10 protein-coding genes are annotated in these 15457 nt (G+C 66.3%); 3 read left to right on the top strand and 7 right to left on the bottom strand.

Features of this window, described 5'->3' with window-relative positions:
- The 5 genes from C8J26_RS14515 to C8J26_RS14495 form a co-directional block, all read right to left on the bottom strand.
- The gene (locus C8J26_RS14515; RefSeq protein ID WP_107958999.1) at positions 1-498 is read right to left on the bottom strand and encodes a DUF2141 domain-containing protein; all 498 of its coding nucleotides are present in this window, start codon (positions 496-498) and stop codon (positions 1-3) included.
- A 137-nt stretch (positions 499-635) separates the two neighbouring features.
- A complete protein-coding gene (locus C8J26_RS14510) occupies positions 636-1940 on the bottom strand; it encodes an OmpP1/FadL family transporter (protein ID WP_107958998.1) in 1305 nt (434 codons plus the stop codon).
- A gap of 53 nt (positions 1941-1993) precedes the next feature.
- Complete coding sequence (locus C8J26_RS14505; protein WP_056415369.1) at positions 1994-2404, bottom strand: DUF2147 domain-containing protein; 411 nt, start codon at positions 2402-2404, stop codon at positions 1994-1996.
- Between the two features lie 288 nt (positions 2405-2692).
- Positions 2693-5011, bottom strand: coding sequence for a 3-hydroxyacyl-CoA dehydrogenase/enoyl-CoA hydratase family protein (locus tag C8J26_RS14500; protein ID WP_107958997.1), 2319 nt, complete (start codon positions 5009-5011; stop codon positions 2693-2695).
- Complete coding sequence (locus tag C8J26_RS14495) at positions 5011-6147, bottom strand: thiolase family protein (protein WP_107958996.1); 1137 nt, start codon at positions 6145-6147, stop codon at positions 5011-5013. Before C8J26_RS14495 ends, C8J26_RS14500 begins: the two co-directional genes overlap by 1 nt.
- Before the next feature lie 131 nt (positions 6148-6278).
- Here C8J26_RS14495 and C8J26_RS14490 point away from each other — a divergent pair, with 131 nt between their 5' ends.
- Both C8J26_RS14490 and C8J26_RS14485 read left to right on the top strand, forming a co-directional pair.
- On the top strand, positions 6279-7961 hold the full coding sequence (locus tag C8J26_RS14490; protein ID WP_244185325.1) for a long-chain-fatty-acid--CoA ligase: 1683 nt from the start codon (positions 6279-6281) through the stop codon (positions 7959-7961).
- Positions 7958-8350, top strand: a complete 393-nt coding sequence (locus C8J26_RS14485; protein WP_056415358.1) for a MerR family transcriptional regulator — start codon at positions 7958-7960, stop codon at positions 8348-8350. Before C8J26_RS14490 ends, C8J26_RS14485 begins: the two co-directional genes overlap by 4 nt.
- Positions 8351-8643: 293 nt before the next feature.
- Here the strand turns inward: C8J26_RS14485 and C8J26_RS14480 are convergent, their stop codons facing one another.
- Both C8J26_RS14480 and C8J26_RS14475 read right to left on the bottom strand, forming a co-directional pair.
- Complete coding sequence (locus C8J26_RS14480; RefSeq protein WP_107958995.1) at positions 8644-11115, bottom strand: PhoX family protein; 2472 nt, start codon at positions 11113-11115, stop codon at positions 8644-8646.
- A 50-nt stretch (positions 11116-11165) separates the two neighbouring features.
- Positions 11166-13553 carry a TonB-dependent receptor gene (locus C8J26_RS14475; RefSeq protein WP_107958994.1) on the bottom strand — a complete coding sequence of 796 codons (2388 nt, stop codon included), beginning with the start codon at positions 13551-13553 and terminating at the stop codon, positions 11166-11168.
- A gap of 170 nt (positions 13554-13723) precedes the next feature.
- Between C8J26_RS14475 and C8J26_RS14470 the strand changes: the two genes are divergently transcribed.
- Positions 13724-15403 carry an alkaline phosphatase D family protein gene (locus C8J26_RS14470; protein WP_107958993.1) on the top strand — a complete coding sequence of 560 codons (1680 nt, stop codon included), beginning with the start codon at positions 13724-13726 and terminating at the stop codon, positions 15401-15403.
- Positions 15404-15457 lie beyond the last annotated feature (54 nt).

Below are 15457 nucleotides of genomic sequence, written 5' to 3'. Positions count from 1 at the left end.
CTAGCGGATCGGCTTGATCGACCCGCCCTGGAGATAGGTGAGCGTGACCGGGACGATCGTCGTACCGTTGCCGACCCTGACCTGGACGGTCTTCGGATCGGGCTTGCGCGAGAACAGCATGTCGAACAGCGTCACATGCGGGTTGCCCGAGGCGCCACCGCCATCGTTGCGATCGGTCTTGCCGTTCGCGTTATAATCATGGCGCACGTCGACGGCGTACACGCCAGGCTGCGCGACGGGCATGCAGACCGCGACGGTCCCGTCGCGCGGCACCGCGATCTCGGTCCGGAGCAGCGCGGTCTTCTTGTCGAAATATCGCGATGGCGCGCCGCCGAAGACGCGCACGCGGACGGTGCCGGCGCGGTTCTTGAAGCCCGTCACGTCGACCAGAAGCGCGGGATGGGAACTCCCCGCGGCGCACTTCGCCGCATCGGGGCCGATTGGATGGACCGACGCGGTCGGCGCCGACAGCAGGGCTGCCAGATACAAGCTTATCATGGTCACGGACGTAGGGCGTCGATCGCCCCGCGCAAGGTTTGCCCAGGGACACCGGCCCGGTGGACACGCGCCCTACGCAAGCGGGGTGCGCCGCCGGAACCGGCGACACACCCCGCTTTTCGTTACCCTGGAGTCGCTTAGAAGGTGACGCGGCCACCCAGCGACAGCACGACTGCCGATGCGTTGCGCAACGCACCCGAGGTCAGGATATTGGTTTGCGCCGCGGTGCCGACATAGGCCGCGGTGATGCGGTCGATCGTCGTGTTCGCGAAGTCGACATATTGCGCGCCGGCGTCGAGCGCGATGTGCGACGACAACTGGTACGAGCCACCGGCGGCATAGGTCCAGCGATCGGCGTCGGGGACGCGCGCGTCGCGCTGGCCGTCCTGGGTCGGCGACTTGGTGCGCTGCACGCCGCCACGCACGGTGAGCTTTGGCGTGACGTCATAGTCGAGGCCGCCCGCGAGGCTCCAGCTGTCCATGTAGTTTTCGGGGATCGCGGTGTTGAGCGGCGCGCCGAGATCGATCGTGTCGAACTTGCTCCAGCTATATGCGACAACCTGTGCGTTGAGCGTCAGCTTGTCAGTGCCGCGGAAGCGACCAGCGACGATCACCTGACCCGGCGTGTTGAACGCGGCCTTGGCACCCGACACGGTCATGTTCGACGATGCTAGCGGACCGACGAGGCCGCTGACGGTGAGGTCACCCTTCAGGTTATGCCGGATGCTCGACTTGTAGCTGATGCCGACGGTCGCGAAATCGTTGTGCAGCTGCACACCTGCGGTCCAGCCGAAATCCCAGCCATCGCCCTTCAACTCCTGGATGCCATCCGGCAGCGCTGCGGACAGATTGGGGAGCGCGTTGCTGAGGCTCGCATCGGTGTATTCGACGTTGAGAGCACCGCCGACGCGGAGCCAGTCGGTGACCACGACGCCAACCGAAGGCTGGATGTCGATCGTGCGCAGCCGCGTCTTGTCCGCGCTGTAGCGTGCCCAGCTGTCGCCGTCATAGTTGGTCGTGAAGCTGAACGGCGAGGTGACCGCCAGGCCGACCGCGATCCGGTCGTTCAGCGGATAGGCGATCGAACCCGACGGCACGACGCCCTTGTTGATCGGATCGCGCGAGTTCGACTGGCCGCTGATGCCCGTGCAGGCCTGGCCCGGGCGGCAGATCCGCGTGCCGGTGTCGACGACGTCGCCCTTGGGCAGGATCGCGGTTGCGCTCAGCGTCGCGCTGCCGTCGCGGATACCGGCGATCGCCGCCGGGTTCCACCACAGCGAGTCAGGGCCGGTATCGGCACCTTCGCCCGAGAACGCACGGCCTGCGCCGCGCGCCGACTGCGCCTGGAGGTAAAAGGCGTCGGCATAGGCGGCGCTGGCGAAGCCGACGGTGCCGACGAGCGCGGAGGCGAGGAGAAGCGGTGCTTTGATACGCAGGGACATGAAGCAGACTCTGTACTGGAGATCAGGGAAACAGGCAGTGTGGTGGCGGCGCCTCAGCGCACGCGCGTCCAGGTCTGCGTCTTGCAGAGCGGGAAGAAGACGCAGCCGCGCAGCTTGAGCTGGTTCGCGCCGACGGGCGTGATCTTGCCGCTATAGGTCTTGCCGTCCTCGGCATTGTAGACCTGGCCGCTGCTCCAGACGCCGTCCTTGTCGGCCTTGAAGCCGCTCAGCATCTGCATGCCCTGGATCGGACGGTTGCGCAGCGCGGTGTTCGCGTTGTTCGCGTCCTTCATCGAAGGATTGGCACGCAGCGCGTCGGAGGTCAGGATCTTGCCGCAGATCGACGGGCCGCAGCGGGCGATCTCGACGATGGCGTTGTGGGTTTCGGTCTTCCAGCGACCGATCACGGTCTCCGCCGTAGCGGGCGCACCGGCAAGCATGGCGGCGATGATCAAAAGGGACATCTTCTCTCCTCTCCTAAAATTGTCGGTCCGCCGTATATGTACGGTCGTTAATCTCTCGTAAGGCCAGCGACGTTAGCGCGACCTTGTTGCCGTATACGGCAGTTATTGAACCGCCCTAGTTTCGTCGGAAGACAAGTCAAGTCTTCTTACTGATCTGAGTGTGTGAAATCGTGGTCATGAACAGCAAATGGTCAGTCCCGCGGAGACGGGGACCCGTAGTGGCAGACGTCGCGACCATGCGCACGAGTCAGCCACTATGGGTTCCCGCCTGCGCGGGGATGACGGCGGTCAGTTCCGCAATGGCTTGCCCGTCTGCAGCATGTGGACGACGCGCGCCTGGGTGCGCGGGTCCTTCACGCTCGCCATGAACGCCGCCCGCTCTAGGTCGAGCAGCTGGTCCTCGGTGACGGTATCGACCAGATCGGCCTCGCCACCCGTCAGCACCTCGGCAAGACGATCCGCGACGACGAGGTCGTACTCGGTCGCCATGCCCTTCTTGTGGAAGTCCGCGACCGCCATGCTCAGCCCCGTACGGCCGCTTTCGCCCGCCAGCCGGAAGGTCGGCGCCTCTGGTGCGACATAGCCCTCGACCAGCGACAGCGCCTTGGCCTTGGCGTCCGCGAGCAGCCGGTCGCGGTTCATCGTGATGCCGTCGTCCTTGCGCAGGATCATCATCTCCTTCGCCTCCGCCGCCGACTTGGCGACCTGCGCGGTGGAGACCGCCTGGAACACCTTGGTCAGCACCGGCATCGGGCCCTTGGGCAGCGTACCCGACTTGGTCCAGCGATCGAGCATCTCGCCATTGCCGCCCCAGCCGGGGACGAGCCCGACGCCGCATTCGACGAGCCCTGCATAGGTCTCGGCATGCGCCTGCACCGCGTCCGAATGGAGCAGCACCTCGCACCCGCCGCCGAGCGCGAGGCCCGCGGGCGCGCTGACGACAGGGAAGGGCGCGTATTTGAGCGCCTTGTACGCCTGCTGTCCGCCTTTGACGCTGGCCTCGACCATGTCCCACAGGCCCGCGCCGACCGCGAACATCGCCGCGCCGAGATTCGCGCCCGCCGAGAAGTTCGACGCTTCGTTATACACCACCAGCGCCTTGAAGCGCTCGCGGACGACCGGGATCGCCTCGTTGATGAGCGCGACGACCTGATCGTCGAGCGCGTTCATCTTGGTGTGGAATTCGAGCGCGGCGACACCGTCGCCGACATCCCAGAGCGACGCCGACAGGTTCTGGAGGATCGGCTGCGACCGCAGCTTGATGTCCTCGAGCAGTTCGACGCCGTCCGCACGCGGCACGTCGGCATAGTCGCCGCCCGTCGTGAGATACTGGCGCTGGCCATTCTCGACGCGGTAGAACGGACGATCGCCCGCGGTCGTCAGGATCGCGGGAACGTCGCGGCCCTCGTCGGCGAGGCGCGCAGCGAGAACGCCCGGTCCCATCCGGTCGATCAGCTCGAACGGCCCGTATTTCCAGTTATAGCCGAGCTTCATCGCATCATCGATCGCGACGATATCGTCTGCGGCTTCGCCGACGAGCATCGCCGCATAGGACAGCGTGTTGCCGAGGATCGTCCAGGCATAGGTGCCGATCTTGCCCGGCTCGGCGATCAGCGCGGCGAGATCCTTGCCCGTCTTGCCGGGCAGTTCCGCGGGCTTGGCCTCGGGCCGATACTCGCCGGTCGCGAGGTCGAGCGACAGCTTGGTGCGCGTCGCCTTGTCGAAGCGGTAGAAACCACCCTTGCCCTTGCGGCCGGTGAACCCGTCGGCGATCATCTTGTCGACCAGCGGCATGTCGCGGACCGTATCGAAATACGGATCGCCGGCGGGCAGCGTGGAGGAGAGGCTCTTCGACAGCAGCGGCATCAGGTCGACGCCGACGAGATCGACGAGGCCGAAGATGCCGGTCTTGGGCACGCCCATCGGGCGGCCGCCGATCTGGTCGGCCTCCTCGACGGTCAGCCCCTGGTCCATCGCCGCGTTGATCGCGATCGCCAGCCAATAGGTGCCGATGCGGTTGGCGATGAAGCCCGGCGTGTCTTTCGCGCGGACGATCCGCTTGCCCATGAAGCGATCGACGAAATCCTCGACCTTCTCGGCGACCGCGACGTCGGTGTGCGCACCGCGGACGATCTCGACCAGCCGCATGTAGCGCGGCGGGTTGAAGAAGTGCGTGATCAGGAAGTCGGCCTTGAACTGGTCCGAGCGGCCCTCGACGAGGTTGCCGAGCGGGATCGTCGAGGTGTTCGACGAGACCGCGGTACCCGGACGCTTCAGCGCCTCGAGCTTGGCGTAGAGCGCCTGCTTGATGTCGAGCCGTTCGACGATCGCCTCGACGATCCAGTCGCACTCGGCGACCCGGTCGAGATGATCGTCGATATTGCCCGTCTCGACCAGCTTGGCCGCGCGCTTCGACATGAAGGGCGCGGGGTCGGTCTTGAGCATCTTGGCAACCGCGCCCTTGGCAACCGCATCGCGGTCGTCACCCTCGCGGGGAACGATGTCGAGCAGCAGCACGGGAATGCCGGCATTGGCGACCTGTGCCGCAATACCCGCGCCCATCACGCCGGCGCCGATGACGCAGACCTTTTTCACCTGATCGACCATCATGCGCGCTCCAACACCGTTGCGATGCCCTGACCGCCGCCGATGCACTGCGTCGCGAGCGCATAGCGGCCGCCTTCGCGGGCCAGCAGCGCGGCGGCCTTGCCAACGATCCGCGCGCCGGTCGCGCCGAGCGGGTGGCCGATCGCGATCGCGCCGCCATCGAGGTTGATCGTCTCGTCCTTCAGCCCGAGATCGCGGATGCACGCGATCGCCTGGCTGGCGAACGCCTCGTTGATCTCGACCACGTCGAGGTCGGCGACGGTGATCCCGGCACGCTCGAGCGCCTTTTTCGACGCACCGATCGGGCCGAGCCCCATCGTCTCGGGCGCGCAACCCGAGACGCCGATCGACTTGATCCGCGCGAGGATCGTCAGGCCATGCTTCTTGGCGAACTCTTCCGAGGTGACGAGCACCGCGGACGCGCCGTCGGTCAGCGGCGACGACGTGCCGGCCGTGACCGAACCTTCCGCGCTGAACGCGGGCTTCAGGCCGGCGAGCGCTTCGGTCGTGGTCCCGGCGCGGATCGTGCCGTCCTGGCTGACGGGGCCTGCCTTGGTCTGGATCGTCACGATCTCATCCGACAGCCGGCCATCGGTGCGCGCCGCAGCAGCCTTGTCCTGGCTCTTTACCGCGAACGCATCCTGTTCGGCGCGCGTGATCTGGTATTGGCGCGCGACGTTCTCGGCGGTTTCGCCCATGCCTATATAGGCGCCGGCGCTCTTCTTCGCGAGTGCGGGGTTGGGCAGGGGGTTGTAGCCGCCCATCGGCACGCGGCTCATCGACTCGAGGCCCGCACAGATGAACGCCTCGCCCGCGCCGACCACGATCTGGCCATAGGCGATGTGGATCGCGCTCATCGACGAGCCGCAGAACCGATTGACAGTCATGCCGCCGACCGAGATCGGCAGGTCGGCGATCTGCGCGATCAGCTTGGCGACGTTGAGGCCCTGCTCGCCCTCGGGGAAGGCGCAGCCGAGGATGATGTCCTCGATCTCGGCGGGATCGACGCCGGTCTTGTCGAGCAGGCCGCGAATCGTCTGCGCGGCGAGGTCGTCCGGACGGACGCGGGCGAGCTCGCCCTTGCCGGCGAGGTGGAACGGCGAACGGGCGTACCCGGCGATGACGACGTTGGTCACGATGATCCTCTCATATTGCGGTCGACCCGGTTAACGCTTGCGGGTTACCGTTAAGGTGCGATACCTCACCTTTACGTCAAGGTGAAGCGGCCGACAATATGGCTTACGCACATCGAGTAAGGGAGAGCGAGATGCACGACACTTCAGGTACCGCAGTCGGCATAGCGTTGCCGGGCCAGCCGCGGTTGCTGGGCGACATGCTCGACACCTCGGTCCGCCGGTTCGGGGCGCGCAACGTTCTCGACTTCATGGGGCGGACGCTGACCTATGCCGAGCTCGGGCAGTCGGTCGACCGCGCCGCGCGGGGCCTTCAGGACCTCGGCGTCGTCAAGGGTACGCGGGTCGCGCTCTGCCTGCCGAACACGCCTTATTATCCGATCCTGTTCTTCGCGATCCTCAAGGCCGGCGGGATCGTCGTCAACGTCAATCCGCTCTATGTCGAGCGCGAGCTGGCGCATCTGCTCGAGGATTCGGGTGCGACGATCATCGCCACCTGCGACATCACCGAGATCCATGCGCGAGTCCTCAAGGTCGCCGGGCAGATGGGCGTGAAGCACGTCATCACCTGCCCGATCGCCGGCGCGCTGCCGACGCTCAAGTCGATCGCCTACCGGATCTTCAAGCGCGCCGAGATCGCCCACGCCCCCAGCGACGCGCGCCATTGCACGTTCGACTCGCTGTTGAAGGCGAAGGGCGCGCCGGTGCCGGTCGCGGTCTCGCCGAACGACGTCGCTGTGCTGCAATATACCGGCGGCACGACCGGCGAGCCTAAAGCGGCGATGCTCAGCCATGCGAACCTGGTCGCCAACGCCGACGCGATGGTGGTGTTCGTCGGTGGCGAGCAGCCGCACCAGGACCGCGTGCTGGGGGCGCTGCCGCTGTTCCACGTCTTCGCGCTGACGACGGTGCTGACCTATTCGATCCGGACCGGCGCGGAGATGATCCTGCTGCCGCGTTTCGAGCTGCAGCAGCTCCTCAAGACGATCGCGCGGACCAAGCCGAGCTATTTCCCCGCGGTGCCGACGATCTATGCCGCGATCACCACCGCGGCGGATACGCAGGCGATCGACCTGTCGTCGATCCACGCGTGCATCTCGGGCGGCGCGCCGCTGCCCGCCGAGGTCCGCACCGCGTTCGAGGCGGCGACCGGCGCCAAGCTCGTCGAGGGCTATGGCCTGTCCGAAGCCTCGCCGATCATCACCTGCAACCCGATCGGGGGAATCAACAAGCCGGGCTCGGCGGGTCTGCCGTTTCCGGGCACGACGATCGAGATCCGCGACCGCGAGGATCCGACCCGGCTGCTGCCGATCGGCGAGAATGGCGAGATCTGCGCGCGCGGGCCCCAGATCACACAAGGCTATTGGCACAAGCCCGCCGCGACCGCCGACCTGTTCGTCGACGGCGCGCTGCGCACCGGCGACGTCGGCCATCTCGAGGCGGACGGCTATCTGTTCATCGTCGACCGGATCAAGGACCTCATCCTGTGCGGCGGCTACAACGTCTATCCGCGCGTGATCGAGGAGGCGCTGTATGAACACCCCGCCGTGCTCGAGGCGGTGGTCATCGGCGTGCCCGACACATATCGTGGGCAGGCACCCAAAGCCTTTGTCGTGCTGGCCGAAGGAGCGGTGGCTACCCCGCTCGAACTGCGTGATTTTTTGCGTGACAAGATCAGCAAGATCGAGCTTCCCCGCGAGGTGGAAATCCGCGACACTCTGCCCAAGACGCTGATCGGCAAGCTATCCAAAAAGGAACTTGTCGCAGAAGAGGCCGCCAAGGCAGCAGCGTCGGAGGCGAGGGGAGTGGACGCGTGAACGACCGACAGGACGATCTTACCGGCATACAGGAGGTTTCGCGCATGCTCGGCGTGAGCGCGCGCACGCTCAGATTCTATGAGGACAAGGGGCTGATCGAGCCGTGCCGGATCGGCACGACACGCGTCTACACGCGGCGCGAGGTGGCGCGCATGCAGTTGATCCTGCGCGGCAAAAGGCTGGGATTCACGCTGCGCGACATCGAGGAGTTCCTCGACCTGTACGACGCCGATCCGCAGCATGTCGAACAGATGCGCGCGCTGGCCGAACGCTGCCGCCAGCGGATCGACCTGCTCGATGCGCAACGCGAGGCGATCGTCCAGACGCGCGACGAACTGGAGAAGATCGAGCAGGAAGCGCTTGCGCGGATTCCCGACGGGGCGGTCTAGGACCTTAGAAGCGCTACCCCGCCGAGAGTTGCACCACCCCGGCGGAGGCCGGGGCCCAGTTGGAAAGGTTGCAGTAACACCGCGCTGCACTCAGTTGGCGACGTCCCCCAATTGGACCCCGGCCTTCGCCGGGGTGGTGAAGGGTGAGAGAGCGTCAATCCTCCCCCGCTAGGGGGAGGTTGCTGGCTCTTGCCAGACGGAGGGGGCGGTCAGCGACGACCGTCGTTCCGCGTCCCCCCCTCCGTCGCCTACGGCGCCACCTCCCCCTGGCGGGGGAGGATTTGGGGCGAGGCTTAAAGCCCCACCACGCCGCCATCGTTCTTCGTGATCACGATCGTCGCCGACCGCGGACGCGAGGGCGTCGTCACCGTGCCCGCCTGGTTCGCCGGCCAGCTGCTGGTGATATTGGTCGGGCCGCCATTCTCGCCCGGATGCTGGATGTTGACGAACAGCGACCGCCCGTCCGGTGTCGTGTGGATGCCGGTGATCTCGCACTCCTTCGGCCCGACCAGGAAGCGGCGCAGTGCCGCCCCCGGCGTCTTACCGATCCGCGTCGTCACCGAGCCGGTCGCCGCACCGATCGTGTTGGTCACGGTCCGCGTCCCGCCGTCGTTGACGCTTCCCGGCACCGAGGCGAGCAGCATGCAGTTGGTGACGTCGGTATAGGCGCCGTCGTCGGTCTCGATCCACATCACCGGCGCGATCGTCCCCGAGGCGTTGCTCGGCAGGCCGAACCACAGACCGTCGGGCGACGAGAAGTCGTTGGTCGGATCGAGACCCGACAGGTTGATGTTGGCCGCATCCAGATCGGATCCTGCGCCGAACGCGTAGATGTCCCAGGCGAAGGTCGTTGCCTCGGACGTGTCGCCGGTCTCGCGCAGGCGGATGATATGCCCGTTGGCGTTGCCGGTGGTCTGCCCGCCGGTGGTCTTGGGATCGACATAGGCGCGCGGGTTGGGCGCGTCCGCGGTCGCGACGGTGCGCGACGAGTTGTTGGTGAGCGTGCAGTACATCTCGCCAGTCGCAGGATTGACCGCGGTCCACTCCGGCCGATCCATCCGCGTCGCACCCAGCGCATCCGCGGCAAGGCGCGTGTTGATCAACACGTCGACCTGGCTGGCGAACGGATAGGCCGCATTGGCTGAGGTGAGGGGGCCCTGACCGAACACCAGCGGGAGCCACTGGCCGCTACCGTCCGCTGCAAACTTCGCCACGTAAAGCGTTCCGGTATCGAGATACTTGTCGCCGATCGCGAGACGGTTCGCCGCGGTGGCATCCGCCGTCGCCCAGGGCGTCGCCGACACGAACTTGTAGATATACTCGTTCTGCGCATCGTCGCCCATATAGAAGGCGGGCTTCACGCCAGCGATCGTCCGGCCGATCTGGCACCCCTCATGGTTCATGCGACCCAGCGCGGTCCGCTTGCGCGGCGTCGAGGCGGCATCGAACGGATCGATCTCGACCACCCAGCCATATTGGAAGATCTCGTTGCGGAAATCGCCCGTGCCATCGGCGGGTGCACCGGTCTGAGCGGTGATGTTCCAGCGCGAATAGAGCGTGCTGGTGGTGTCCGCCGGCGTGACCGTCGACCAGCCATAATTGCCGCCGGTGTTGCTCTCCGTCTTGCCGTAGCGCGTCAGCGACGTGTTGGCCTTCACGCCGACCGCGCCGGTTGCCGCGCGCCGCGCCGCATCGCCGACTTCGCGCTTGAAATAGCCGACCCAGTTCTCTTCGTTCGTCAGATACGTGTTCCAAGGCATTGTGCCGTTTGCACAATTGTTGATCGTGCCGCGCCCCGTGGTCGCATCGGGCGAATAGCGCGTCTTGAGGCTGTCGGCACCGCGGACGGGGCCCGAGAAGCTCATTGGCGTCAGCGGGGTGATCCGGCGGTTGAACGACGAGGTCGGCGCATAGGCCCAGCTTGCGGAGCGGTTGACCTCGATGACCGACACGCCGTGGCATTCCATTTCCTTGAGCGCTTCGGCCTCGGGGCGCACGCCGCCGGTCGAGGTGGCGCCGTTCGGATGAAGATAGGCCTGCGTGATGTTCTCGTGGTTGAGGACGAGCAGACCGCGCGCGTTGCCGTTGGCGTCGGGCGTGCCCGATGCCGACAGGCCGAAATAGCTCATGCCGTCATGGTGATCGCCGGCGCGCTTGGAAAAGGTCGTGTCGGTACCATCATTGGTATAGGCGCCGACTCCGCTGCCGATCGGATCGCCAAGCCGGTACAGGACGGTGACGGCATATCCGGTAGGCACTGCAACGACATCGGCGAGGCTCTTGGCAACCGCCGTGAAGCCGAGCGACGCGGCGCCGACCGTAACGCTGGTGGTCGCGGTCACCGAACCGCCGGCCGATACCGCCGTAAACAGGAAGCTCAGCACGGTGCCGGCCGCCGCGCCCGGGACGATGAAGGTTGCCGTCGACGTGTTCGCACCGGCGAGAGTCACCGTCGGTCCAGCGGTCTGGGTCCAGTTCACGCTGTCGACCTGGCCGATCGCCGCACCGGTCAGCGTCGCGACGCGACCGGCGGACGAGCTGCCGCCCGCGGTCGCGGTTGCGGTCACGGGATCCGAGCCGCCGTCATTGTCGTCGTCGCACCCGGTGAGCAGCATCCCGCCGAACACCGCCGCGGCGGTGGCCGACATGCCGCCCATCAGCGTCTGGCGCCGCGAGTAGCGGACGTCGATCAGGTCGTTCAGATGCGGGTTGCTGGTCGGATTGGTGTCGATATCGCCGTCGGTATAGATGGTCTCGAACGTCATGCTTGGTCCCCCCGGGGATGGTTGCGCGGTATGTAACGACTGCGTGGAAGTCAGAATTTCGCGCCCAGCTCGACGCCGTAGAAGCGCGGCTCGCCGGCGATGTAGGTCGGGATGCCGAAGCCGCCGCCGGTGTTGCCCGCGTCGATCAGGTAGCGCTTGTTGGTCGCGTTGCGGACGAAGCCACCAACGCTGTACTTGCCCGCTGCAAATTCGAGCCCGGCGCGCAGATTGACGAGCGTGTAGCCCGGCGTGCTGATCGCGGGGTTGTTCGGCAGTTCGAAGAACACTTTCGACTTATACGTGATGGTAGGCGTGGCGTAGACCGTCGCACCGCCCACCGGCACGCGCAGCGTCGCGCCGCCCGATGCCGTGGTATCCGGCTGCAAGCGGAAGCGATTGCCCGCGAACACGCCGTTCTCCGCCTCGTCGCCGATGCCGCCATCGATATAGGCGAACGTCGCGAATACGGAGAGGTACGAGGCAAGCTTGAGATTGCCTTCAAGCTCGACGCCAAGGTTCTTGGCCGACCCTGCGCTCTGCGTCGTCGTGACCCCGTTGTTCGTTACCGACACCTGGAAACCGTCATAGGTCTGGTAGAACACCGATGCCGCGCCGCTGAACGGCCCGACGCGACCCTTGATCCCACCTTCGTAGTTCCAGACATTCTCTTGCGGAACGACCTGGAGATTGGGGCCGACGCCGAACGCGGTGCGCTGGGCGGCAAGCTGGACCACAGGCGAGCGGCGTCCCTTGCTGATCGTCCCGTACAGATTGAGATCGTCGTTGAGCTTCAGCAGCGCGTTGAAGCGTGGGAGGATCGCCATGAAGCTCTTCTCCGCGACGAACTTGTTGCCGTTGGTGTTCGCGGTGCCGAGTAGGCTCGACTGGATGCCGAGCGACGCGAGGATCACCGAGTTTGGCTGGACCGAGGAATAGCCCGACTGGCGATCCTCGATCAGGATGCGCGCGCCCGCGGTCAGTTCGAGTGCAGGGACCGGGATGTAGGTCGCGTCGGCGAACACCGAATAGGTGTCGTTGTTGCCGAAGTTGGTGAACACCGACGAATAGGGGATCGCGGTTGCGCGACCGCCGGTCAGTACCGATGTCGCGCGGGTCGCCGGGATCGTGCCGTCGGCCGCGACGCAGCCCGTTCCGGTCGGAATTCCGGCGGCGTTAAGCGCGGAGCGAATCGGCGCGAACGAAGCCGACACCGAGCAGGCGAGATACGTGCCTTCCTCGGTCGCGAACGGTACGCGCTGGAAACCGTTCTCGAAGAACGCGTTCCAGCCGACCGAGGCGCGGTATTTCGGGCCTTCGAAGGCGAAGCGGCTTTCATGGCTCCACTGGTCGCCCTTGGCGTCTTCGGCGAACTCGAGATACGCTGCGGGGCCGCCATCCGCATCGAAGATCTCGAGCGCATCGAACCGACGATAGCCGTTGACCGTGGTGAAGGTTATGCCCGGCGACAGGTCAGCGGTAATCGTCAGGTTCGCGTCATAGACATTGCGGTCGAGCCCGAGCTTGCGCGCGCCGAGCGCCGCTTCGCTGTACGGCGAGCCCGAAAGCTCGGCATAGCCATAGTCGCCGGTCTGGCCGCCCGTCGGGGCATGCGCACGGCTCTTGAACGCGGTGCCGGGGTTGCGCTGGCCGTCATAGGTGAGGACGAGATCGGCGGTGATGCTGTCACTGGGCGTGAAGCGCAGCGAACCGCGGACGCCACGCTGGTCCTGCCCGTTCAGATCGTCCTGGTCGACGCCGCCCTGATTCTGGTTCGGGACGTTCGCGTCGCCCGCGATGTTGCGGACATAACCCTTGCGATATTTGTACGCGAAGGCGAGCCGCCCGGAGAGGATGTCGTTGCCCGCGTTGAGGAAGCCCGACACCTGCGTCCGGTCGAAATTGCCATAAGAGGCATCGAGCGCGCCCGAAAATCCCGGCTGCGGCTTGTTCGAGATGAAGCTGACCGCGCCGACCGCGGCGGCGGTGCCGAACAGCGTCGCCTGCGGGCCCTTCACGACTTCGATCCGCTCGAGGTCGTACAGATCCTGCCACGCGCCGCGCGACCGGCTGATGTCGATGCCGTTATAGTAGAGGGTGACGCGCGCGCCCTGCTGCGACGAGCCGTTGTCCGAGGTGATGCCGCGGATCACGAAGCCGGGATTGTTTGCGCTCTGCTCCTGCACCTGCAGGCCGGGGATGAACGCGGCGACCTCGTCGAGTTCGGAGACGCCGATCGCGGCCATCCGTGCGCCGGTCAGTGCGGTGACGGTGACGGGAACGTCGGCGATCCGCTGTTCGCGCTTCTGTGCGGTGACGATGATGTCGTCGCTCGCGGTGCCGGCTTGCTGCTCGGCCTGCGTGGTGGCCTGCGCGAGTGCCGCCGTCGAGCAGGTCGTGGCGAGCGCCGTCAGCGCCAGCCGCGTGAAGATGTGTGTCATGAAGTCCCCCCGTGTCGTTGGGGAGCCACTAGGCGGCCGACGTGACGTTTCGATGGCGTAATAATGAAAGGAAGATGACGCTTGCGTAACGACGCTGTCACATCGCTGCCACCGCGCTGTCTTCGATCGCGGCTAGCAGGCGCTCACACCGCTCAAGAAAGCCTCAGCCGATGACGATCAACCGCCGCGACGCCTTGAAGAATGCCCTGAAGCTGGCCGGATCGGGTGCCACGCTCGCGCTGCCCGCCGTCGCGACTCAGGCGGCGGACGCGGTCAGGAGCCGGTTCGACCACGGCGTAGCGAGTGGCGATCCCTCGGTCGACGGGGCGATCCTGTGGACGCGAGCGACGCCCGCCGACCTCGCGCAGTCCAGCGACATCGCGTTGACGTGGCACGTCGCCGAGACCGAAGGCGGCAAGCCGGTTCGATCGGGCAGCGTCAAGGCGCGTGCCGCACGCGACTTCACGGCAAAAGTCGAGGCGACCGGGCTGCAGCCGGGCCGCGAGTATCGCTACTGGTTCGACGCTGCGGACGGGACGCGCTCGCCGGTCGGCCGGTTCCGGACGCTGCCAAGGGGCAAGGTTGCCGACGTCGTGATGGCAGTGGTCTCGTGCCAGCTCTACGCGGGCGGGCTGTTCAACGCCTATGATGCGATCGCCAAGCTCGACCGGCTCGATGCGGTGCTTCACCTCGGCGACTATATCTATGAATATGGCGTCGACGGCTATGGCGCGGACATCGCCAAGAAGATCGGCCGCCTGGTCGAGCCGCGCCACGAGATCGTCAGCCTCGCCGACTACCGGGTGCGCCATGCGCAGGTGAAGCGCGACGTCGACATGCAGGCCGCGCATGCTCGCGCTGCGTTCATCTGCGTGTGGGACGACCACGAGGTCGCCAATGACGACTGGATGCACGGCGCCGAAAACCACGATCCCAAGACCGAGGGCGACTGGGAGGCGCGCAAGGCCGCCGCGATGCAGGCCTATTTCGAATGGATGCCGATCCGCGATCCCAAGCCCGGCCAGCCCTGGGCGGCGATCAACCGCAGCTTCGATTTCGGCGATCTTGCCACGCTGGTGATGGTCGAAACGCGGCTGCTCGCGCGCAGCCATCAGGTCGTGTCGAAGGGCGAGGAGATCACGCCCGCCGAATATGCGCCGATGATGGCGGAACGCGCGCGCAACGACCGCGAACTGCTCGGTCCCGCGCAGCTCGCCTGGGTCGAGAAGACGATGGCGAGCTCGGTTGCGGCGGGCAGGCCGTGGCAGGTGCTCGGCAACCAGGTGGTGATGGCGAAGGTCGCGGGACCCGACATGGAGCGACAGCTCGGCGCGGCGAAATTCGCCGAGACGATGGCCAAGCTGCCGACGATATGGCGCGAGCGGCTGACCGCGAGCATCGCGTCGTACCGCGCAGGGCTGCCGTTCGGGTTCGACAGCTGGGATGGCTATCCGCCGGCCCGCGAGCGGCTGTACGCCGCGTTCCAGCGTGCCAAATCGCGCCCGATCGTGCTGTCGGGCGACAGCCATGCGGCATGGGCGAACGATCTGCACGATGCATCCGGCACGCTGGTCGCCGCGGAATTCGGCTGCACCGCGATCACGAGCCCGTCCTATGGCTCGCTGCTGCCCGGTATCGGCACGCTTATCGCCGACGCCAATGCGGGCGAAGTCCGCTTCTGCGACCAGGACGGCAAGGGGTTCACGCTTCTGACGCTGACGCCGGAGCACGCGACGGCTGATTCGATCACCGTATCGACAGTGATGACGAAGCCCTACACGCAGGCCACCGCAGCGCGCTTCCGCACGCACACCGATCGCCGCGATCAGCCGCTGGAAAAAATTGCCTGAGACTTGCCGGGCGCGTCGACGGCCTTGGCCGGGAATGCGCCCAATCGGGCCCAC

Source organism: Sphingomonas aurantiaca, assembly GCF_003050705.1.
Classification (GTDB): Bacteria; Pseudomonadota; Alphaproteobacteria; order Sphingomonadales; family Sphingomonadaceae; genus Sphingomonas; species Sphingomonas aurantiaca.
The sequence above is the reverse complement of the archived record's forward strand: the minus strand, read 5'-3'. Positions and strand labels throughout refer to the sequence as shown.

Coding starts and splice junctions, on each gene's coding strand:
- C8J26_RS14515 (WP_107958999.1), bottom strand. CDS start 498: ATGATAAGCTTGTATCTGGCAGCCCTGCTGTCGGCGCCGACCGCGTCG.
- C8J26_RS14475 (WP_107958994.1), bottom strand. CDS start 13,553: ATGACACACATCTTCACGCGGCTGGCGCTGACGGCGCTCGCCACGACC.
- C8J26_RS14510 (WP_107958998.1), bottom strand. CDS start 1,940: ATGTCCCTGCGTATCAAAGCACCGCTTCTCCTCGCCTCCGCGCTCGTC.
- C8J26_RS14490 (WP_244185325.1), top strand. CDS start 6,279: ATGCACGACACTTCAGGTACCGCAGTCGGCATAGCGTTGCCGGGCCAG.
- C8J26_RS14480 (WP_107958995.1), bottom strand. CDS start 11,115: ATGACGTTCGAGACCATCTATACCGACGGCGATATCGACACCAATCCG.
- C8J26_RS14505 (WP_056415369.1), bottom strand. CDS start 2,404: ATGTCCCTTTTGATCATCGCCGCCATGCTTGCCGGTGCGCCCGCTACG.
- C8J26_RS14500 (WP_107958997.1), bottom strand. CDS start 5,011: ATGGTCGATCAGGTGAAAAAGGTCTGCGTCATCGGCGCCGGCGTGATG.
- C8J26_RS14470 (WP_107958993.1), top strand. CDS start 13,724: ATGACGATCAACCGCCGCGACGCCTTGAAGAATGCCCTGAAGCTGGCC.